The organism is Bifidobacterium cuniculi (assembly GCF_000741575.1).
GTDB classification, from domain to species: domain Bacteria; phylum Actinomycetota; class Actinomycetes; order Actinomycetales; family Bifidobacteriaceae; genus Bifidobacterium; species Bifidobacterium cuniculi.
Genome location: NZ_JGYV01000024.1, coordinates 1 through 20,976, shown reverse-complemented (window position 1 = coordinate 20,976; position 20,976 = coordinate 1). Strand labels below are relative to the sequence as shown.

Below are 20,976 nucleotides of genomic sequence, written 5' to 3'. Positions count from 1 at the left end.
GACCATGGCGAAAAGTTCCGTGAGTTATGTGTGCACCGAATGCGGCTGGAGCGGTGCGAAGTGGATGGGCCGCTGCCCCGAGTGCGGCCAGTGGGGCACCGTCGAGGAGTTCCGCGAGGCCAAGCCGGCGGCCGGTGCGCGCACGGCGGCGCCGGGACGCACCTCGCGCACCGTGGCGAGCGCGCATGCGGCGAGCGCGGCGCTGCCGATCTCGAAGATCGACACGGCGGCCGTGGCGCGCGTGCCCACCGGCTTCGGCGAGTTCGACCGCGTGCTCGGCGGCGGCATCGTGCCCGGGTCGGTGGTGCTCATCGCGGGCGAGCCAGGCATCGGCAAGTCCACGCTGCTGCTGGAGACGGCGGGCAACATCGCCGCGCGGGTCGCCGGCGCACGCAAGGCGAACACGGTCCTGTACATCTCCGGCGAGGAGTCGCAGGCGCAGGTGCGGCTGCGGGCCTCGCGCATCGACGCCGTGAAGGACAACCTGCTGCTGGCGTCGACGACGGACCTGGCGACGGCGCTGGCGCTCATCGAGGAGCATCGGCCGGCCCTGGCGATCGTGGATTCCGCGCAGACGATCGTCTCGCAGGACGTCGACGGCATCTCCGGCGGTTCCACGCAGGTACGCGAGGTGGCCAGTGCGCTGATCGACACGGCGAAGTCGCTGGACGTGCCGGTACTGCTGGTGGGCCATGTGACCAAGGACGGCTCGATCGCCGGCCCGCGCACGCTGGAGCACCTGGTGGACGTGGTGTGCCAGTTCGAGGGTGATGCGCAAACGGCGCTGCGCATGCTGCGCGCCGTGAAGAACCGTTTCGGGCCTACCGACGAGGTCGGCTGCTTCGACATGTCCGGGGAGGGCATCGAGGAGGTGAGCGACCCGGCGGGACTGTTCCTCTCAGAGAGCGACTCGCCAGTGGAGGGCACCTGCGTGACGCCGACGCTGGACGGCCACCGTTCGCTGCCGGTGGAGGTGCAGGCGCTGGTGACGTCCTCGGTGCTGCCCACGCCGCGGCGCGCCGTCAATGGGGTGGACACGAACCGCATCGCCATGCTGGTGGCGGTGCTGTACCGGCACGGCGCGTTGAATCTGCTCAACAACGACCTGTACATCGCTACCGTGGCGGGCGGCGTGGCCAGGGAACCGGCCTGCGACCTGGCGATCGTGGCGGCTCTGGCGAGTGCCGCCACGTCCACGCCGGTGGCGAAGACGACCTGTGCGGTGGGCGAGATCTCCCTGACCGGACAGGTGCGTCCGGTGCCGCGCATGGAGTACCGGCTGCGGGAGGCGGCGCGCCTGGGCTTCACCAGGGCGATCGTGCCGCCGATGCGCAAGGTGCCGGCGATCGCCGGCCTCGAGATCGTGCAGGCACGGTCGGTCAAGGAGGCGCTGGACGCGCTGGGACTGGCCAGGCGGCGCGCCAGGAAGGGGACGGCCAAGGTCGGTGCCGCCGTCTCCTCCTTCGACCCGCAGGACGCGGACGACTAGTCGCGTTCCGCGTCGGTGATGGCGCGCGTCTCCTGCGCGTTGCGGGCCAGTTCCGCCGTGAGCGCCTCTGCCGAGTCGAACCTGGTCTGGGGTCGCAGGAAGCCGCTGAACTCGACGCGCACGCGGTGTCCGTACAGTTCGATCCAGTCGTCGGTGACGGCGTATGCCTCGAGCACGCGGCCGTCCACGCCCGTCTCCTCGTTGAAGGTCGGCTTGGTGCCGATGGAGATGGCGGCCGGCCAGCGGTAGGGCGAGTGGGATGCCAGGCGGCTTTTCACCCCACCGGATTCGTAGGGCACCGACACGCCTTCCTCGGCGGGGTCGAACATCTTCTCCTGGGTGCGCCGGTAGGCGTCGGCGTCCCCCAGGTCGATGAGCCAGCCGGCGTAGACGCCGTCCACGGGCAGGTAGCCGTCCAGCGGCTGTTCGAGGTTCGCAGTGGGGAACCCGATGGTCCTGCCGCGTTCCTCGCCATGGACCACGGTGCCTTCCACGCCGTGGCGGTGTCCCAGGAGCGTGTTCGCGTCCTGCACGCGGCCCTGGCTGAGCAGGTAGCGGATGTTCGTCGAACTCAGGGCACGTACCTCGCGCGACCCGATCTTCTTGGTGTAGGCGCGGCGTTCGGCCTTGCTCATCGACGCCATGGGGTCGGCCGGCTCACCGCGTCCTTCGGGACTGGTCGGCTCGTAACGGGCGGGAATGCGCACATGCCCGTCGCCGTGTTCCTGTACCACGACCAGTTCGAAGACGCCGGTCGCCTCGGCCAGGGTACCGATCTTCCTGATGTCGCCTTCGTTGTGCGCGCCCATGCGCGCGTCCTCGCCGAGCACCAGGGCGCGCATGCCCAGCTTGCCCACCAGCTGGCCGAGGAAGAAGCGGAAGGACTTGTCGGCGAACTCGAGCGTGTAGTGCACCACCAGTACGAAGTCGAGGCCGATCTCCTCCATCATCCGCAGGCGCTCGTCCACGCCGGTCAGCTTGCCGCTGTCCGGCGCACCATCCTGCGGTGCCACGCCGTTCGCTTCCGCGTACGCGTGCACGAAGGCTGGGCGCGGGTCGAACATGATCGCCACGGACAGGCACTTGTGCCGGCGTGCGAGTTCCACCGTCCGGCGCAGCACCGCCTGGTGCCCCCGGTGCACGCCGTCGAACACGCCGACGGTGACCACCGACTTGCGTGACGTGCTGAGCGTCGGCCATGCCACGGTACCCGACACATCCGGGACCAACTGAATGATATGCATTGCGTCTACCACCTTCACTGTCATTGTGCCACGGCCGGCCCGGCCCCGCCGGCGAACACGGTCACCGGCTGAATCATGCCGTCGTGGCCGCGCACGATCGCCACCACGTCGCCGCCGGCCGGCACCACGGCGGCGGCGATGCCCTCGAGGCCGCCGCGCAGCTGGCGTCCGAAGCGCAGGTCCCTGGCCTGCGTGCCGTCGACCTCCACGACCGGCATGGTGCGCGTCACCGCCTCCATCATCCCGATGACATGGTCCGCCAACCCCCGCGGGGCGTCGAGCACGGCACGCCGTCGTTCCACCTGCCGCCCTTCCCGGTCGGTGACCGTGCGGCTCTCGGCATGCGCGTGCACCAGCCGCCCGTCGTCCGCGGTGAACTGGCCGACCGCCAGCCTGCGCAGGCGCACCAGGTGGGCGCCGCAGCCGAAGTCCTGCCCCAGGTCGCGAGCCAAGGCGCGGATGTACGTGCCGGCCGAGCAGGTCACGCGCACGTCCACGTCCAGCACCGGCGTGCCGTCGTCCGCCTGGCCGTGCCGGGCGGCGAGCGCGTCGAAGCGATGGATGGTCACCGGGCGTGCCTTGAGCTCGGGCGCCTGACCGTCGCGTGCCAGGTCATAGGCGCGCCTGCCATGTACCTTGACGGCGGAGAAGGCGTTCGGCACCTGCATGATGTCGCCAGTGAAGCGTGCGTCGATGGCGTCGCGCACCGCCTGCACGGTCGGCAATCCGGCGGCGTCGGCGACGGCGTGCACGGGCGTGCCGTCGGCGTCGTCGCTGTCGGTGGCCTGGCCGAAGCGGATCGTCGCCTCATAGGTCTTGCGGGTGCCCACGATCGTGTTGAGCAGGCGCGTCGCGTCGCCGAAGCCGACGACGAGCACGCCGGTGGCCATCGGGTCGAGGGTGCCGGCGTGGCCGACCTTGCGCAGGTGCAGGGCGCCGCGCACCGCGCCGACGACGTCATGGCTGGTCACGCCCTGCGGCTTGTCCACGACGAGGATGCCGCCGGAAGGCAGCGGCGCCACGGGGGCGTCAGTCCTGTTCGATGTCGTCTGCGTCATCGTCGAAGTCCTCGAGTTCCTCGACCTCAACGACGTCGCCGTCGTACTCGTCGTAGTCGTCCTTGTGGTCGTGCTCCAGCTCGTCGAGCTCCTCTTCCTCGTCATCGTCGTCATGGCGGTACGGATCGGCGTCGCCGGCGTACTGCGCGGTCTCGCGCATCTTCGCCAGCTCCGCGTCGCGCTTGCGGGCCGCGGCCAGGATGTCGTCGATCTCGTGTGCCTCCCCCGGCACCTCGTCGAAGACGAACTGCAGCTGCGGAGTCAGGCGCAGACCCGCCTTGGCGCCAACCATCGTGCGCAGGCGGCCCTTCGCCTGGTCGAGGGCGGTCTTGGCGCGTTTGCGTTCGCCGTCGTCGTTGCCGGTGTGCGAGAGGGTGGTCCAATACACCTTCGCCAGCTGCAGGTCGTTGGTGACCTTCACGTCGGTGATGGTCACGTTCTTGAGCCGCTTGTCGTGCAGCGTGGATTCCATGTTCGACGCAATGACGCGCTGGATCAGCGCCGCGATGCGCGCGGCGCGAGGGTTGCTGGACTGCATGTGTGCCTCCTTGTGGGCATTCGTTTCCTTGTGGGCATTCTACCCGCCCAGACGCCGGACGGCCGGCCCGCATCGCGCGGAGCCGGCCGTCCGGTATGGCTGTAGGGCTTCTGGCGCCTACTTGCGCTCGATCTCGCGCATCTCGAAGGTCTCGATGATGTCGCCGATCTCGATGTCGTTGAAGGAGCCGAGGTTGATGCCTGCCTCATAGCCTTCGGTGACGCTCTTGACGTCGTCCTTGAAGCGGCGCAGCGAGCTGATCTCCAGGTCGTTGACCGTGGCGACGCCGTCGCGCAGGATGCGTGCCTTGGTGCCGCGCTTGACCTCGCCGTCCAGGACCATGACGCCGGCGATGTTGCCGAACTTGGAGGAACGGAAGATCTCGCGGATCTCCGAGTGGGAAGTGGTGACCTCCTCGTACTCGGGCTTGAGCATGCCCTTGAGGGACGCCTCGATGTCCTCGATCGCCTTGTAGATGACCGAGTAGTACTTGATCTCCACGCCCTCGCGCTCGGCGAGGTCCGCCACCTGGCGGTTCGGGCGCACGTTGAAGCCGATGATGACGGCCTTGTCCACGCTGGCGAGGTTGACGTCGTTCTGGGTGATGGCGCCCACGCCGCGGTGGATGACCTGGATGCCGACCTCGTCGGACACCTCGATCTTCATGAGGGAGTCCTCGAGCGCCTCGACGGAGCCGGAGGAATCGCCCTTGATGACGATGTTGAGCATGTCGATCTCGGCCTTGGCGAACTGCTCCTTGAGGCTCTCGAGGGAGACGACCTTGCGGCGCTTGGCCAGCTGGGCAGCACGCTCGGTGGCCTGGCGCTTCTCGGCGATCTGGCGGGCGGTGCGGTCGTCTGGGGCGACGAGGAAGAGGTCGCCTGCCGTGGGCACCGAGGTCAGGCCCAGGACCTGCACCGGGGTGGACGGCAACGCCGCTTCCATGTTGTTGCCGTTCTCGTCGAGCATGGCGCGCACGCGGCCATAGGAGGTGCCGGCCACGATCGCGTCGCCCACGTGGAGGGTGCCGGACTGCACGAGCACGGTCGCCACGGCGCCGCGGCCCTTGTCCAGGCGGGCCTCGATGGTCGCGCCGCGCGCATCCATGTCCGGGTTGGCGCGCAGGTCGAGCTCGGCGTCCGCGGTGAGCAGGACGGCCTCGAGCAGCTTGTCGACGTTGGTGCCGTACTTCGCGGAGATGTCGACGAACATGGTGTCGCCGCCGTACTCCTCGGGCACCAGGCCGAACTCGGTGAGCTGGCCGCGCACCTTGTCGGGGTTGGCGCCCTCGACGTCGATCTTGTTGACGGCCACCACGATCGGCACGTGCGCCGACTGGGCGTGGTTGATCGCCTCGACGGTCTGTGGCATGACGCCGTCGTCCGCGGCCACGATGATGATCGCGATGTCCGTGATCTCGGCACCGCGGGCACGCATGGCGGTGAAGGCCTCGTGGCCGGGGGTGTCGAGGAAGGTGATCTTGCGGTCCTCGCCGTCCAGGTCCACGGTCACCTGGTAGGCGCCGATGCGCTGGGTGATGCCGCCGGCCTCGCGGTCGATGACGTTGGTCTTGCGGATGGTGTCGAGCAGGCGGGTCTTGCCGTGGTCGACGTGGCCCATGACGGTCACGACCGGCGGACGCGGCTTCAGGTCCTCGTCCTCCTGCAGTTCCTCGGCCTCGAGGTCGATGTCGAACTGCTGGAGCAGCTCCTTGTCCTCCTCCTCGGCGGAGACGATCTTGATGTTCCAGCCGATCTCGTCGCCCAGGATCTGGAAGGTCGCCTCGTCCAGGGACTGCGTGGCCGTGGCCATCTCGCCCAGGTGGAAGAGCACGGTCACGAGGGCCGCGGGATTGACGTTGATCTTCTCGGCGAGGTCGGCGAGGGATGCGCCCTGGCGCAGCTTGATGGTCTGGCCGTTGCCCTTGGGGATGCGCACGCCGCCGATGACCGGTGCCTTGATCTCCTCGTACTCATGACGCTTCGCAAGACGGTTCTTGCGTGCCTTGGAGGACTTGCCGCCCTGGCGCCCGAAGGCACCTGCGGCGCCGCCGCGGCCGCGGCCGCCGCCGCGGGACGGCCCGTTGCTTGGGCCGTTGTTGTGCTGGAAGCCACCGGAGTTGCCACCGAAACGGCTGCCGCCGGAATGGTTGTTGCCGGAACCGGCACCCTGGCGGTGCTGGCCCCACTGCCCCGGCTTCGGGGCGCCCTGGCCGCCGCGGCCTCCACGGAAGTTGCTGCCGCCGCGCTGGCCCGGACGGCCGCCGCGGCGCTCGTTGTTGTTCACCGTGGGGCGTGCCATCGGGTGCGGACGCGGGATGTCGCCCGGGGTGGGCACGTGCATGCCCTGCTTGCGGTTGAACGGGTTGTTGCCCGGACGCGGGGTGTGCGCGGAGGCGTTGCCACTGGCATTGGCATTGCCGTTGGCGCGGCCGCCCTTGGGCCCCGGGGTGGGTGCCGACGGACGCGGCGCGTGGTGCTGGCCCGGCTTGGGCGCGTTGCCGCGCGGCGCGTTGGCGTTGTTGGAACGGTTGTTGTTGGAACGGTTGGGGCGCTCCTCGTTGCCGTTGGCGCGGCGCGGGCGCTGCGGACCCGGCTTCGCCGACGTGGCATGGTGCTGCTGGCCCGGCTTGGGTGCGGCGGGACGCGGCGCGGCCGGCTTGGGGGCCTCCTGGCGGGCGGCGGGCTTGTGCGGGGCCGGCTTCGGTGCCGGGGCCCTGTCGGTGGAACCGGCATGTTCGTCCTGCTTCGGGAAGGCGGCCTTGAGGCGGCGCACCACCGGTGCTTCCACCGTGGAAGAGGCGGACTTCACGAATTCACCCATGTCCTTGAGCTTCTCGAGGACGGTCTTGCTGTCTACGCCAAGTTCCTTGGCGAGCTCATATACGCGTGCTTTCGGCACTCAATTTCTCCTAATTCCCAGCTGCGCATACATGAGCGCAACTGCTTATGTTCTCACGGCGAGCGTTCGGACTCTCATCGTGCAACCATGGTCGTTCTACCTCGTTACCGTCCCTGGTGCGCCGCGCGGGGTGCGCCGCGCCCAGTTTCACGGCGTTCAGCTTACTCCCGCCTTTGGATGGGCGGCAGTTCGCTTGGTCAGTCGTTGAATTTGTGGGTGTAGCCACCCTGGCCCTGCTTGGCGGCGTAGGCCTCCTCGGACTCGATGCCGATCTTCCAGCCGGTCAGCTTGGCCGCCAGGCGTGCGTTCTGGCCTTCCTTGCCGATGGCCAGCGAGAGCTGGTCCTCGTGGATGAAGGCCACGGCCGTCTGGTTCTTGTCGCTGATCACGTGCACGCCGGACACCACCGCGGGCGAGAGCGCCGCGGCGATGAAGGTGGCGGGATCACTGGACCAGTCGACGATGTCGATCTTCTCGGGACCGAGGTTCTCCATCACGGCGCGCACGCGGGAACCGCCGGGGCCGATCAGTGCGCCCTTCGGGTTGACGCCGGGCACGTTGGCGCGGACCGCGATCTTGGTGCGGGCGCCCGCCTCGCGGGCGATGGCCATGATCGAGACGGCGCCGGACGTCAGCTCCGGGACCTCGCGCTCGAAGAGCTTGCGCACCAGTTCGGGATGTGAGCGCGAGACGATGATCTCGGGACCCTTGAGGCCGCGGGAGACGTTCACCACGTAGACGCGGATGCGCTGGCCATGGCGGTAGCGCTCCCCCGGCACCTGCTCGCGACGCGGCAGGAGCGCCTCGACGTCGCCCACGGCCACGTGCACGTTCGCGGTGTCCTTCGCATCCTGCTGGACCACGCCGGTGATGAGCTTGCCGCGCTGTCCCGAGAACGCGCCGAAGATCTTGTCATCCTCGGCCTTACGGAACAGCTGGGAGATCACCTGGCGCGCGGTGGCTGCCGCCAGGCGGCCGAAGTCGCTGGGGGTATCGTCGTATTCCTCGCCCAGGGTGAATCCGGGATGGGGGTGTTCCTCGGTCGGTTCCTGAGGAATCTCGTCACGTGCCCACACGGTGAACGACCCGGCGCGCGGGTCGAGCTCCACGCGCGCATGCTTGGCAGCGTGCGGGGTCTTCAGGTACGCGAGACGCAGCGCCTCGGTCAGCGCCTCGTCCACGGTCTGCGCATCGATTCCCTGCTCGCTCGCAAGCTGGTAGATGCCGTTCAGGTCCAGTTCCAACTTCAGACCTCCTATATGAAGTTATTCAGCTCTCGCCCTTTGGTCACAGTCAACAACTACTCTAGGCTTTCATGCAGACACTCCTCCCCTTCCCGCGCGTGCGCCGGCGCCTTGCCGCATGGGCGGCGATCCTGTGCGCCGTGGCCCTCTGCGCTGCCTGCACGGCACCGCGCGTCAGCGGCAAGGCGGAGGCGGAACGCGACGCCAATGCCTGCGAGAGCGCATTCGCCGATGCCGGCGAGCACAGCGAGGCCGTCACCGACGCCTCCCTGCTCCTCGTCGAGCGCTACCAGGCGGCCCGGTCGGCCCAACATGACTGGCTGGACGTGGCCATCCAATGCTCCCAGCGTTTCTCGGAGGGCGTACTGCACAGCGCCCAGGCCCAGCATTACGCGGCCACGCTCGCCTCGGCGCTCGGCCGCGACTACCAGCCGCTCACCGTCAACCGCCTCGACACCGTGACGGCGCTGCCCATCGGCAACCAGGCGCTGGCACGCCTCGCACTGGCCGAGGACCGTGCCGGTTTCGCCACGCAGACCCTGGCAGGCCGCTACGTCGCCGGCATGGGCAGCAATCGGCAGACCATGGCGTTGGCCACCGACGGCACGCTTCTGGACATGAGCGACGACCACAAGGAGACGGCGTCGCGGCTCATGGGACTGACGGACAGCGCCCAGGAGGACCTGCGTCAGAAGGTGTACCGGGCAGCCACGCTCATCGACGACCCCGATGCCGCCATCGATCCCACTACGGGACTGCGGGCCAATACCCTGGCAATCGTGGAGATGGACTGCGTGCGCGAGGAACTGCAGGACGTGGAGCAATACGGCACGCTGGACCACGCCGACGACACCAAGGACGCCCAGCGCCAGCTGCGCGCCAGCCTCCTGCAGCTGGCGATGCTGATTGCCACCCACGCCTACACCGCCTTCGGCCTGGGCTACCCCCTCACCGACGAGGTCCTATTCGGCCAGCAATGACGACATGCCCGAACGACTTGACATGGCCACGACATATGGCATAATGAACAAGTTGCTTAACGCAACATGGATAAGTGTCCGAGCGGTCTAAGGAGCACGCCTCGAAAGCGTGTGAGGGCAACCCCCTCCAAGAGTTCGAATCTCTTCTTATCCGCTTATAGGGTTTTCGGCTTCGGCCGGAAACCCTTTTTCGTGCCTCTTTCCCTTCCTACCCGTGACTCACAGGGTACGGCGGGCACGGATACGCTCGGCACGGGCGGCGAGCTCGTCGTCCGCCGGGTAGGCGATGTGCTCGAGGGTCAGGCCCTGCGGGGCGATGGGGCCGGTGGAGCCTTCGCGCTTCGGCGTGGCCATCTTGCCGGCGAACCATTCGACGCTGCGCTTGCCCAGACCGACCTGCACGCAGCCGTTGACCAGCGAGCGCACCATGTTGCGTGCGAAGGCGTCGGCGACGATGGTGAAGCACAGCAGTCCCGATTCCATGGCCGGTGTCCGGTAGCGCTCCCCCTGGGGATGCGCGATGAGCGGACGGCGTTCCACGCGGCTCCAGTGGGCGGTCTTCACCTCGCGGATCGTGGTGCCGCCCGGGTTGGGGATGGCGAAGCTGCCGAAGTCGTGCAGCCCGATGGTCAGGGCGGCGGCACGGTTCATGGCGGCTTCGTCGAGCCGTCGGTCGGTCTGCCACACATAGCTCAGCTGGCGCGGGTCCCAGCTGGAGGGGTCGTCGCAGATGCGGTAGACGTAGGTGCGTTCGAGTGCGGAGAAGCGGGCGTCGAAGCCGTCGGGGGCGATGCGCACGCGGTGGATGGCGATGTCCTCGGGCATCATGCGTTGCAGCCGCGTCTGCAGCGCCTCCACCGGGGTCATGCGCATGTGGCCCACGCAGCGGGCGAGCCGCTCCTCCTCCACGTCGAGGTGGCAGACCTGGTGGGAGGCGCTCACGCCGGCGTCGGTGCGGCCGGCGACCACCAGGTGGGGCAGATGGGCGTCCGGGTCGCGGCCGCACAGCACCAACCGCAGGGCGGCCTCCACCTCCCCCTGTACGGTGCGGCAGTCCTGGCCGTTCTGTACCGCCCAGCCGTTGAAGGAGGAGCCGTCGTAACCCAAGTCGATGCGCAAGCGAACCATGGCTCCGAGTCTAGCAGGCATGCGTCAGGGGCACCCCCGGATTGCCGGGGGTGCCCCTGATGTGAGGAGGATGGGACCCAGTCATGTCACTGCTGCCATGGGTCCCGGGGTGGCACGGCTACGGCCGGGTCAGTCCTCGTGGCGCTTCTCGTAGAAGGCCGCCAGTTCCGGGCCTGCTGCTTCCAGGGCGACCTGGTCGCAGTAGAGCATGTGGCCGTTGCTGTGCACGTGGTATTCGATCCGGTCCTTCAGGGCCTGCGGCAGGAACAGCTTGCCCATGTCGTGGCGCACGTTCCAGTACGGGGTCGCGGCATCGTGGATGCCGCCGAAGAACAGGATGCGGCTGGTCGGGTTGCGGCGCAGCGCGGTGGCGATGTCGTAGGCCACGTTCGGGGTCTGCGGGGCGCCCATGGTGCCCGGTGCCTGGTGGTTCCAGTTCCAGGACTCGTTGACCTTCATGGACAGGCCCACGTAGTTCTCGTAGCCCTTGAAGCCCATGTCGCCCAGCAGCTTCATGTACACGTCAAGGTAGGCGGCGTTGATGGCGTCGTAGGACGGGTCCTCGCCCGCGAAGAACTCGTTGTCGCCCTGCACGTCCGGGTAGCCGTAGGTGCTGAAGCGGGTGTCGTAGCGGCCGGTGGTCTTGCCTTCGTCGGCCAGCAGGCTCTTGCGGAAGGTGTCCAGCTCGATGCGCAGGCCCTTGGACTTGATGAAGTCCTTGGACAGGCCGATCAGCTCGCTCATCTGGCCGGCGATCTCGTCCATCCGGTCGTCCGGCAGCTCGTCGCCGAGGACGAGCGCGCCTGCGAGCGTGGAGTTGACGAAGTCGAAGGCCTTGTCATACCACTGGTACTGGTCGACGCCCTGGCCGGCCTTGCCGAAGTAGTTGGCGGTGGCGGCGTACACCGGCACCATGCCCATGTAGTAGGCGTCGTTGCCGGACAGCGTCGGCGCGTAGTCCAGGATGGTGGACTGCTCGACCACGCCGGTCACGCCCACGCCGTGCTCGCCGAGCAGGCGGTAGACCACGGCGTTGCGCATCGTGCCGTAGGACTCGCCGTACAGGTACAGCGGGCTGTTGAAGCGGCCGTGTTCGGTGAGCCATTCGATGATGCCTCGGGTGAAGGCGTCGGCGTCGCCGTCCACGCCCCACACCTTCTTGGCGTCGTAGTTCGGGTCGACGTGCGAATAGCCGGTGCCGAAGGCGTCGATGAACACCAGGTCGGAGCTGGGCAGCAGCGAGTCGGGGTTGTCCTCGACCTCGCCGACGCCCTTGAGGTGCGCCATGCCGTCGGTCTTGACACGCAGCGCGCCCATGCCGCCGATGTTCACCATGTAGGAGGCGCCGCCGGGGCCGCCGTTCCAGCAGAACGTGACGGGGCGGTCGGACTTGTCGGCATCGTCGGAGACCTGGGAGAACATGAACATGTGGCCCATGAGCTGGCCGTCGTCAGCGCGCACCGGCACCATTTCGGCGGTGGCGGTGTAGTGGATCTCGTCGCCCTTCGGGGACTTCCACACGTACTGCTTGCTTGCGGCGGCCGGGAGCGGCTCAAGCGGCTTCTTCTGCTCGGCGACCTTGGTTGGTTCGGTTTCGTCTGCCATGGCAGACCTCCTTGGTTGGTTGTCTAAAGATGATTCACTGCTTCGTGGCGGTGCCGTCGGCGGCGCTGCCGGTGGAGCCGACGGTGGTGCCGGCGGCCTTGGCGGCCTCGGCTGCCTGTGCTTCGTCGACCTGGACGCGGCGCACGGCCTTGGCCAGCTCCTGGTCGTCGCGGGCGGCGTTGTTCAGGGCCTGTGCCTCGTTCTGCATGGCGATGGAGTCGGCCTGCACCAGCTTGGCCTCGGCCATGGCGCGCTTGGCGGCGGCCAGCGCGTCCGTCGGGACCGGGGCGGCGGCGATGTCTGCGTCACTCGGCGTGGGCAGTGCGTTGCCGTCGTCGTCGGTGTGCACCGGCGCCGGCGCGTAGGCCAGCGTCTTGACGCCTGCGGTCGGGTCGCCCACCAAGGCGACGTTCTTCGGGTCGCTCGGCTCGGTGATGCCGTGCTTGGCCAGCAGTGCGGCCGCAGCCTCGGCCTGGCCGTTCGGGTCCTTCTTCGGATCGGGCAGGTTGATCATCTCGTCCTTGCCGTAGGGATGCTTGATGGGCATGCCCATCGGGTCCTGTCCGGCGGAGACCAGGGCGCTCGGGATGTTCGAAAGCGCCAGGCTGGGCTTCTTCAAGCCTTCGATCTGCCAGGTGAAGGGAGCGAACTGGTTGGACGGATCCACCCAGTCCTTGTGCTTGCGCGAGGCACGGTAGATCCAGACGCAGGCGAGCACCACGAAGGCGAGCAGAGCGATGATGATGATGTCGTAGGTCGCGCCGGAACCGACTTCGGCCTTGAGCTGGGCCGGCGGGTAGAAGGCGAGCACGATGCCGAACACGGAGGCGAGGATGCCGATGCCAGCGACGATCCAGGCGCCGGCCTTGCCGCCGGGTACGCGGAAACCGCGCGGACGGTTCGGCTGCGTGTAGCGCAGGCGCAGGAACGCCACGAACATGAGCACGTAGTACGACAGGTACAGGATGGTGATGGCCTGGGTAATCAGGGCGACGAAGCCCTCGACGTTGGGCAGGAAGAACACGATGAACGCGATGACGGTCATGACGGCCATCTGCGTGTACATCAGGCGCGACGGCATGCCGTGCTTGTTGTTGTTCTGCAGGGCCTTCGGCAGGAAGCCGGAACGGCCGGCCTGTCCGAGCATGTAGGACGGGCCTGCGAGGTTGGTGATCAGGGCGGCGAAGCTGTTGAGCATGCCGAGCCAGCAGAACACCAGGTACAGGTCGGGGAAGCCGATGGTCGCGCCGAGCGTGCGGTACGTGGAGAACAGCGTGTACAGCAGGTTGATCTGCTTGTTCGGGATGACCATGGCGATGATCACGGTGCCCACGATGAAGATGAGCAGCGTGAGGATCATGGAGATGAAGATGGCGACCGGGTACTGCTTGTTCGGCTTCTTGAGGTCCTTGATATGCGCGGCGTTCATGTCGATGCCGGCGAAGGAGAAGAACACGCCTGCGGCGAGCGCCAGCGTGGACATGCCGCCCCACTTCGGGATCAGCGCGCTGGGTGCCATGTCGGTCTGGATGGGGTTGCCCTGGCAGATGTAGACGACCGCGAGGATCGTGATGACGGCCAGTGGCAGGAAGGTGCCCAAGATCACGCCGTATTGGGCGACCTTGCTGAAGGTCTTGACGCCCTTGGTGGCGAGCCAGCAGCAGAACCAGTAGTAGGCGAGCCAGCCGATCATGATCGGCAGCGTGATCTTCCAGCTGTGCGAGTTCTTGGCGAAGTCCACAGCCCAGTCGTACTTCGTGGTGAAGAAGCCGATGGTGGCGGACATCGACGGGATGCCGGAGCCGAAGGTGAAGGTCGTCTGGAACCACAGGATCAGCAGGCAGGAGATGGCGGGGAACACGCCGATGCCCTCGCCTACCCAGCGGAAGATGCCGCCGCGCTGGCCCCAGCCGGAGGCCAGTTCCGCGGCCACCAGTCCGGTGGGCAGGAAGAACAGCAGGCCGCCGATGAGGAAGTAGGTCACGGACGTCAGTCCGTAGAAGGATTGCTGGACGTCGTTCGCCAGGCCGGCCAGGACGGTGACGTTCATCATGACCAGGGCGAGGGTCGTCAGCTTGCCGGAACCGGCACCCGCCTTCCCCTGGGTCGTTGGCGCCTTGCCGGCCGCGGTCGAACCGCCCGACGCGCCATGGGTTGCATTGCTCATGTGCCTCTGCCTTTCCCGGCGGATCACGGGTTGCCTCATGAAAAAGTCACGGTGCGGTGGCCCTGATCCCCAACTGGCCACTTCGTGGGTTCCCCTGGCTTGACATACAGGCCGGCAGCGCTCACGGAGCGTTCTGTTTTCGTTCCCCCTCAGGGTAGGACGATGGTTTTCCCTTCAATCCGTTCTTCGGCAAGAGCGAACATGGCCCATGCGGCGGCGAAGAGGCGCTCTCACGTCATTCGAGGGGCCGACGAGGGGATCCGGATGCGCAACGGGGCGCCACCTGTCCAAGGTGGCGCCCCGTTGGTCCGTCGGGTCGGTGCGCGCAGGTCACGGCTCCGGGTTGAAGGTGTTCCAGTACGGCAGCACTGCCGGCTCGGCGTCGAGGGTCTTGCGGTATTCCTCGGGCAGGTATTCCGGACGCACGGCGATCTCGAACATATAGGCGTCGAACCAGGAGTCGTCCATGATGAAGTAGCCCTGGTGGCCGACCGGCTTGCCGTGGGCCTCGGCACCCCAGGAGTTCTCCACCTTCCAGCGGATGGGCTTGCCGTCGGCGTCGAGATCGACGCCGGCCAGCATCATCGCGTGGGTCGGGGCGGACTGGTGGGAGCTGAAGGACTGGCCCTTGTCCATGTGCAGGTCGATGCCGTACATGTTCTGCACGTCATACAGGTCCAGCGACAGGATGCCCTTCTGGAAGTCGGAATCCTGGGTCACGTCGCAGCCGAACCAGACCGGCTCGCCGGCCTTGAGCTGGTCGATGGCGGCCTGCTTGAACACGTCCATCGGCACGTTCAGGTAGCGCAGGTGGCGGTTGGAGCCCTCGACCTCGCCGGTCATGTCGATCGTGTACAGCTTGTTGAACTCCATGCCCTCGACCGGCAGGTTCATGACGCCGCGGATTTCGCCGAGCTTGACGTCGCCCAGGTACTTGCGGTAGAACTCGAGCGGGGTCAGGCCGAAGTCGGCATGGTACTGGTTGTCCTTGTCACGGTATTCGAAGTCCACCTTCTGAGGCGGCTGGCCGAAGCTCACGCACAGCATGCGGTAGATGGCGGAGAGCATGGACCTGCGGGTCGCGTCGAGCTCCTCGCCGGACTTGCCGGAACGCACCATGTCGCGCAGTTCCAGGGCGTCCTGGCGCAGCAGGCGGTTGAGCACCGCGTTGAACTCGGCCGTGTTCAGCGTCACGTTGGTGTCCGGCATGGCCTCGCGCGGCACGACGCCGTACTTCTCCACGAGCGCGACCATCGGGTCCCAGTCGCCGCCGTCCTGCTGCGGGGTGGTCAGCAGGAAGTCGATGCGGCGGTCGTCGAGGTCCTCGCCGGCATACTTGATGATGTTCTCCATGAAGAAGTTCGACTTCTCGAGCTTGTCATAGAAGAAGTTGTAGTTCTGCGACAGCTCGAAGGAGCCCTTCGCCAGCTTGAGCTTGCGTTCCATGTGGAAGCGCAGGAAGTTCAGGCAGGAGAACATCCAGCAGCGGCCGGACTGCTCCTGGTTGGCGACGGCCTCGCTGTCCACGTCCACCGAGAACACGAAGTTGTTCTTGGTGACGACGACGCTCTCACGCTCGCTGGAAGCGTGGACCCCGTTGTTCTTGACGGCCTGCTCGGCGATGTGCTGGGCGGTGTCCTTCCTGTAGGCCTCGGCCATCTCGGCGAGGTCCTTCTTGGTCAATTCCATGATGTCATGCCTTTCTGTTCTGCCGGACATTGGATGGATGGACAATCACTCGAACAGCGTCCAGGGCTGGCTCGGGCGGTCGTACAGGTAACCGTGCTGCCAGTTCCACTGGGGGTGCTGGCGCATGAATTCGTCCGCGTCGAAGGGTTCGCCGTCGGCGCGGCCGAAGATGCCCCACATGCGCAGCGCGTCGATGTCCTCGGCGCTGGCACACTTGCCGTCGCAGGATCCGCCGGGGAAGAACGGGACGTTCCACACGCCGTGCGGGTCGTCCGCGTAATACTGCGGATCGACGTCGTAGTGGGCACAGATGTTGCGGGAGCTGGCGTTGATGTATCCCAGGTAGGGGTCGAACTTGTCGGCGAGGATGCGCTTGGCGACGTCGTCGTCGATGGTGCCCGCCAGCTCGGGCAGCAGTTGTTCGAAGCGCGCACGGCGGGCGCCTGTCTGCTGGCGCACGTCGTTGTAGCCGTTGTCGACGCATTCGAGGTTGCGGATGCGCGGGTCGTGGCAGGCGTTGCAGCCGTAGTAGAAGCCATCCTTGGTGCGCAGCAGCTCCTGGTGCTTGAGTCCCTGCTCGAAGCGTGCGATCTCCCCCGTGCCCGCATCGCACAGCAGCCAGATGTTCGCGTAGCCGCCGTTGTTGCCGTCGTTGCAGATCGCGACCCATTCGTCGATCGAGTTCGCGTACTGGGAGGCCTTGCGGGAACGCACGTATTCGGGGATGCCGTCGGTGTCGTAGCCGACGAAGCCGGCGATGGTGGTCTCGGTGACGCCCAGGCCGGCGGAGGTGACGTAGAAGTCGGTCATCGAGTCGATGAAGCCGGGGACGGTCTGCATCTTGAAGTCGTTGCCCTTGGCCGGGTGGACCATCTCGCAGACGTTGAAGTACTGGCCGCTCCAGAAGTCGTCGAAGCTTTCGTGGGCGATCACGGGCCGACCGTCCCTGGTGGCGGAGCCGGTGGCCACGAAGGCCGAGCAGTGCGATCCCTTGGGGCCGGCGGGCGGGTTGTTGGAGTAGTCGGCGGCGACCTGCGGCCACCAGTAGCCGGTGATCTCCATCCAGGCGTTCCAACCGATCACGTCGTCGAGAGTGGTGGGCGTGCCTCCGGCGGTGAAGCCATCCGCCATGCCCTGCATCTCGTCCAGGTACTCCTGCTCGATCCTCGCCTTGTGGATCTTCACGGCCTGCTCCACGAAGAAGGAGTAGTCCATGCCCAGGATCTCCAGGGTCATGTGGGTGTAGACGCGCACCGCATCGCGGAATTCGTCGGCCAGCAGGTATCCGTGCTGGAATCCGATCTCGTAGGGCTCGCCCTGCACGCTGAGGTAGTGCCAACCGTTGATGTCCTGGCGCGTCGCCTTCGCGACGATGGCGCGCTGCCTGTCCGTAAGCTCTGTCATGTCCTTGTCCTTGGTGACTGCTGTCCGGGCCCCTCGTCCGAACTGGTCCCCAACCGTAGACCTCGCGCCCGCGGCCGTCGGCCATGTTCAGCCAAGGCGCAATGGGCGCCGTGGGCGTCTTTTCCACGTGGCAAACGCGGATATTCCAGTCTTTCGCGCCATTGCGGAAGCGTGAGCGAAACCATGCATGGACATGGAAGTTGCCTAATATGGATTGTCTTTGGGCTTAGGACGTGCCCCCCGACCATGGCCGAGGGGCAGGCCATGGGCCGCACCTCCGTGCGTTCCCATGGCCTGCCCCTCGGTTGGAAGAACCGGTCGGCTGGACCGGATCACTCAGCCTTCTCGGCCTCGGTGTTCTCGGCGGCCTCGGTGGCTTCGGCCTCGACCGGAGCCTCTTCCTTGGCGGCGACCTTGGTCGCGGCTTCGGCTTCCTTGACCACTGCCTTCTTCGGGCTCACCGGCTCGGTGACGAGCTCGATGATCGCGGCCGGCGCGCTGTCGCCCTTGCGCGGGGCAATCTTCACGATGCGGGTGTAGCCGCCCTCGCGCTGCTCCATCTGTTCCGCGATCTCGGTGAAGAGCTTGTGGACGATGGACTTGTCGCGGATGACGCGCATCACGCGACGGCGGGAGTGCAGGTCACCGCGCTTGGCGAAGGTGATCAGGCGCTCGGCCAGCGGACGAAGGCGCTTGGCCTTCGGGAGCGTGGTGGTGATGCGGCCGTGCTTGAACAGGCTGGTGGCCATGTTGGCGAGCATCAGACGCTCGTGTGCCGGGCTCGAGGCCAGGCGCGGGCCCTTCTTGGGTGTAGGCATTGTTTCTCCTTGAATGCCGCGCCGGACTCAGGTGGGCAGATGCCCGAACGTCCGGGCCCGGCGTGGCGGTTGTGTCGAGGTGGCGCTTACTCGTCTTCCGGCGAGAAGAAGGTGCCGCCTTCGAGGTTGGTGGTGTCGAAGCCGAGCGGCGAGGACTTGAGGGACAGACCCAGGGACTGGAGCTTCTCCTTGACCTCGTCGATGGACTTCATACCGAAATTACGGATGTCGAGCAGATCCTGCTCCGTGTGGTTGACCAGTTCGCCGACCGTGTGGATGCCCTCGCGCTTGAGGCAGTTGTAGCTGCGCTGCGTGAGGTTGAGGTCCTCGATCGGGACGGCCATCTCGGGGTCGGCCTCCTCCACGACAGGGGCAGGACCGACTTCCACGCCTTCCGCCTGGGTGTTGAGCTCGCGGCATAGGCCGAAGAGCTCCACCAGGGTGGAACCTGCGGACGCCACGGCGTCACGCGGGGAGATGGCGGGCTTGGTCTCCACATCCAGAATGAGCTTGTCGAAGTCGGTGCGCTGTTCCACGCGGGTGGCCTCGACCTTGTAGCTCACCTTGAGCACTGGGGAATAGATGGAATCGACCGGGATGCGGCCGATCTCATCACCGTCCTGCTTGTTCATCTGCGCCGGCACATAGCCACGCCCGCGCTCGACGGTGAACTCGATCTCAAGTTCGCCATCGTCGGCCAGCGTTGCGATGTGCATGTCAGGATTGGCGATGGTGACGCCGGCCGGCGGGGTGATGTCCCCGGCGGTGGCCTCGCCCTTGCCGCTCTTGCGCAGATACATGACGACAGGCTCGTCATATTCGCTGGTGAGCACGATGCCCTTGATGTTGAGCAGGATCTCGGTGACATCCTCCTCGACGCCCGGCAGGGTGGTGAACTCATGCAGGGCGCCGGAGATACGCACCGAAGTCACAGCCGCACCCGGAATCGAGCTGAGGAGTGTACGACGCAGGGAATTGCCCAGCGTATAGCCGAAGCCTGGCTCCAGGGGCTCGATGATGAAACGGGAACGCTGGGGATTCAGTGATTCCTCGGTAAGTGTCGGACGCTGTGCGATAAGCACTGTGATTATCCTTTCAGCTTCGGCCGGTGGTGCACTCACCGGCTCAAGCGGCTATGGACGGATGTGGGTTGTCTAGTGCTCAGACGCGACGACGCTTCGGGGGACGAACGCCGTTGAACGCTTGCGGGGTGACGTCGGTGATGGAACCGACCTCGAGGCCCGCAGACTGCAGGGAACGGATGGCGGTCTCACGACCGGATCCCGGACCCTTCACGAAGACGTCGACCTTCTTGACGCCGTGTTCCATGGCCTTGCGGGCTGCGGATTCAGCTGCCATGCCAGCAGCGTACGGCGTGGACTTGCGGGAGCCCTTGAAACCGACGTCACCACCGGACGCCCAGGACACAACCGCGCCGGACGGATCGGTGATGGAGATGATGGTGTTGTTGAATGTTGACTTGATATGCGCCTGACCGACCGGGATCGACTTGCGATCGCGGCGACGAGTCTTGCGCGCAGCCTGCTTTTGCGCTGCCATTGACCCTCGTTTCCTAGTAACGAACTCTTGCTTGTCGCCGTGGCGATGGAGTCACCCGTGGCCACGGCCTTGGCCCACCGATTACTTGGTGGCCTTCTTCTTTCCTGCGACCGTACGCTTCGGGCCCTTGCGGGTACGTGCGTTGGTCTTCGTGCGCTGGCCACGCACGGGGAGTCCCTTACGGTGACGCTGGCCCTGGTAGCAGTTGATCTGAATCTTGCGACGGATGTCCGCGTCGATCTCACGACGCAGATCGCCCTCGATCTTGTAGTTCGCTTCGAGGTAGTCACGCAGCGTGATGAGCTGCTCGTCCGTCAGGTCCTTGACGCGGGTGTCCGGATTGATGCCCGTGGCCTCAAGGGTTTCCTTCGCACGAGTGCGGCCCACACCGAAGATGTAGGTGAGCGCGATCTCGATGCGCTTGTCATTGGGGATGTCGACTCCGGCAAGACGTGCCATTGCGATTCCTTCTGGTCCACGCAGGTCTTGCACCGAGCCTCCCGGTTTCCCCGGCCCGGGCCTGCGTTCCCGGGGTTCAGCCCCTCCCCCGGACGGGGCAAGGGTCTGTGGCTTAGTGCCTGTTCGTGGTTGTCGCGGCTATCCGCTCAGCCCTGACGCTGCTTGTGGCGCGGGTTGGTGCAGATCACCATGACGCGGCCGTGGCGGCGAATCACGCGGCAATTCTCGCAGATTCGCTTCACACTCGGGCTAACCTTCATGGTTGCTCCTTACTTTTTGTTTTGTGTACCTTTACTTGTAACGGTACGTAATACGTCCGCGGTTCAGGTCGTACGGGCTCATTTCGAGCACCACGCGGTCCTGCGGCAGGATGCGGATGTAGTTCTTGCGCATCTTGCCGGAGATTGTGGCCAGCACGATGTGCTTGTTCTCGAGTTCGACGCGAAACATCGCATTCGGCAACGCCTCGACAACACGACCTTCGACTTCAATCACACCATCTTTTGCCATAAGTCCCGATTCCGTTGTACTGGACAGTATTACCACGGCATATCAGAAGACACACCAAATTGCAAGGATACACGAAATGTGGTATGGCGCAACCCGGGCGTGTCGTAAGATTTTGTTCGTTTTTTGAACAATTTCTAGGAGGCGGGGCTCCTGCGGGGTCGTCCGGCGCCGACACGCTGTCG

General features: G+C 66.3%; 18 protein-coding genes and 1 tRNA gene. 3 read left to right on the top strand and 16 right to left on the bottom strand.

The window, feature by feature from the left end; genetic code table 11:
* The first annotated feature begins 4 nt into the window (after nt 1–4).
* Nucleotides 5–1,489 (top strand): DNA repair protein RadA, encoded by a 1,485-nt coding sequence (gene radA / locus BCUN_RS09420; protein WP_081895662.1) that lies wholly within the window; start codon nt 5–7, stop codon nt 1,487–1,489.
* Here radA and ribF read toward each other — a convergent pair.
* The 5 genes from ribF to nusA form a co-directional block, all read right to left on the bottom strand.
* Nucleotides 1,486–2,733 (bottom strand): bifunctional riboflavin kinase/FMN adenylyltransferase, encoded by a 1,248-nt coding sequence (gene ribF / locus BCUN_RS09415; RefSeq protein ID WP_033517858.1) that lies wholly within the window; start codon nt 2,731–2,733, stop codon nt 1,486–1,488. The genes radA and ribF overlap by 4 nt on opposite strands.
* Before the next feature lie 20 nt (nt 2,734–2,753).
* Nucleotides 2,754–3,791 (bottom strand): tRNA pseudouridine(55) synthase TruB, encoded by a 1,038-nt coding sequence (gene truB / locus BCUN_RS09410; protein ID WP_051920999.1) that lies wholly within the window; start codon nt 3,789–3,791, stop codon nt 2,754–2,756.
* Complete coding sequence (rbfA, locus tag BCUN_RS09405; RefSeq protein ID WP_033517861.1) at nt 3,763–4,329, bottom strand: 30S ribosome-binding factor RbfA; 567 nt, start codon at nt 4,327–4,329, stop codon at nt 3,763–3,765. The genes truB and rbfA overlap by 29 nt, the downstream gene beginning before the upstream one ends.
* 117 nt (nt 4,330–4,446) lie before the next feature.
* A complete protein-coding gene (infB, locus tag BCUN_RS09400; RefSeq protein WP_034258643.1) occupies nt 4,447–7,230 on the bottom strand; it encodes a translation initiation factor IF-2 in 2,784 nt (927 codons plus the stop codon).
* Between the two features lie 197 nt (nt 7,231–7,427).
* Nucleotides 7,428–8,474, bottom strand: coding sequence for a transcription termination factor NusA (gene nusA, locus BCUN_RS09395; RefSeq protein WP_033517239.1), 1,047 nt, complete (start codon nt 8,472–8,474; stop codon nt 7,428–7,430).
* Nucleotides 8,475–8,545: 71 nt separating this feature from the next.
* Between nusA and BCUN_RS09390 the strand changes: the two genes are divergently transcribed.
* Together BCUN_RS09390 and BCUN_RS09385 are read left to right on the top strand one after the other, a co-directional pair.
* Nucleotides 8,546–9,454: a hypothetical protein gene (locus BCUN_RS09390; protein ID WP_051920998.1), complete on the top strand. Its 909-nt coding sequence runs from the start codon at nt 8,546–8,548 to the stop codon at nt 9,452–9,454.
* A 68-nt stretch (nt 9,455–9,522) separates the two neighbouring features.
* Nucleotides 9,523–9,608 (top strand) — tRNA-Ser (locus BCUN_RS09385).
* A 65-nt stretch (nt 9,609–9,673) separates the two neighbouring features.
* Here BCUN_RS09385 and BCUN_RS09380 read toward each other — a convergent pair.
* The 11 genes from BCUN_RS09380 to infA all read right to left on the bottom strand — a co-directional run bounded on the left by BCUN_RS09380 (nt 9,674) and on the right by infA (nt 20,794).
* Complete coding sequence (locus tag BCUN_RS09380) at nt 9,674–10,582, bottom strand: tRNA pseudouridine synthase A (protein ID WP_033517241.1); 909 nt, start codon at nt 10,580–10,582, stop codon at nt 9,674–9,676.
* Between the two features lie 129 nt (nt 10,583–10,711).
* Nucleotides 10,712–12,187, bottom strand: coding sequence for a S10 family peptidase (locus BCUN_RS09375; protein WP_033517243.1), 1,476 nt, complete (start codon nt 12,185–12,187; stop codon nt 10,712–10,714).
* Nucleotides 12,188–12,221: 34 nt separating this feature from the next.
* A complete protein-coding gene (locus BCUN_RS09370) occupies nt 12,222–14,354 on the bottom strand; it encodes an APC family permease (RefSeq protein WP_081895659.1) in 2,133 nt (710 codons plus the stop codon).
* Between the two features lie 330 nt (nt 14,355–14,684).
* The gene (locus BCUN_RS09365; RefSeq protein WP_033517245.1) at nt 14,685–16,043 is read right to left on the bottom strand and encodes a C1 family peptidase; all 1,359 of its coding nucleotides are present in this window, start codon (nt 16,041–16,043) and stop codon (nt 14,685–14,687) included.
* 45 nt (nt 16,044–16,088) lie between these two features.
* Nucleotides 16,089–17,447: a C45 family autoproteolytic acyltransferase/hydrolase gene (locus BCUN_RS09360; RefSeq protein ID WP_033517247.1), complete on the bottom strand. Its 1,359-nt coding sequence runs from the start codon at nt 17,445–17,447 to the stop codon at nt 16,089–16,091.
* 332 nt (nt 17,448–17,779) lie between these two features.
* Nucleotides 17,780–18,265, bottom strand: a complete 486-nt coding sequence (rplQ, locus tag BCUN_RS09355; RefSeq protein WP_033517249.1) for a 50S ribosomal protein L17 — start codon at nt 18,263–18,265, stop codon at nt 17,780–17,782.
* An 86-nt stretch (nt 18,266–18,351) separates the two neighbouring features.
* Nucleotides 18,352–19,347, bottom strand: coding sequence for a DNA-directed RNA polymerase subunit alpha (locus BCUN_RS09350; RefSeq protein ID WP_033517251.1), 996 nt, complete (start codon nt 19,345–19,347; stop codon nt 18,352–18,354).
* Between the two features lie 79 nt (nt 19,348–19,426).
* On the bottom strand, nt 19,427–19,825 hold the full coding sequence (rpsK, locus tag BCUN_RS09345; protein WP_004268616.1) for a 30S ribosomal protein S11: 399 nt from the start codon (nt 19,823–19,825) through the stop codon (nt 19,427–19,429).
* Between the two features lie 81 nt (nt 19,826–19,906).
* On the bottom strand, nt 19,907–20,284 hold the full coding sequence (gene rpsM, locus BCUN_RS09340) for a 30S ribosomal protein S13 (RefSeq protein WP_033517253.1): 378 nt from the start codon (nt 20,282–20,284) through the stop codon (nt 19,907–19,909).
* A gap of 146 nt (nt 20,285–20,430) precedes the next feature.
* Complete coding sequence (rpmJ, locus tag BCUN_RS09335) at nt 20,431–20,544, bottom strand: 50S ribosomal protein L36 (protein ID WP_003814578.1); 114 nt, start codon at nt 20,542–20,544, stop codon at nt 20,431–20,433.
* A gap of 31 nt (nt 20,545–20,575) precedes the next feature.
* The gene (infA, locus tag BCUN_RS09330) at nt 20,576–20,794 is read right to left on the bottom strand and encodes a translation initiation factor IF-1 (protein ID WP_004268611.1); all 219 of its coding nucleotides are present in this window, start codon (nt 20,792–20,794) and stop codon (nt 20,576–20,578) included.
* Nucleotides 20,795–20,976: the final 182 nt, after the last annotated feature.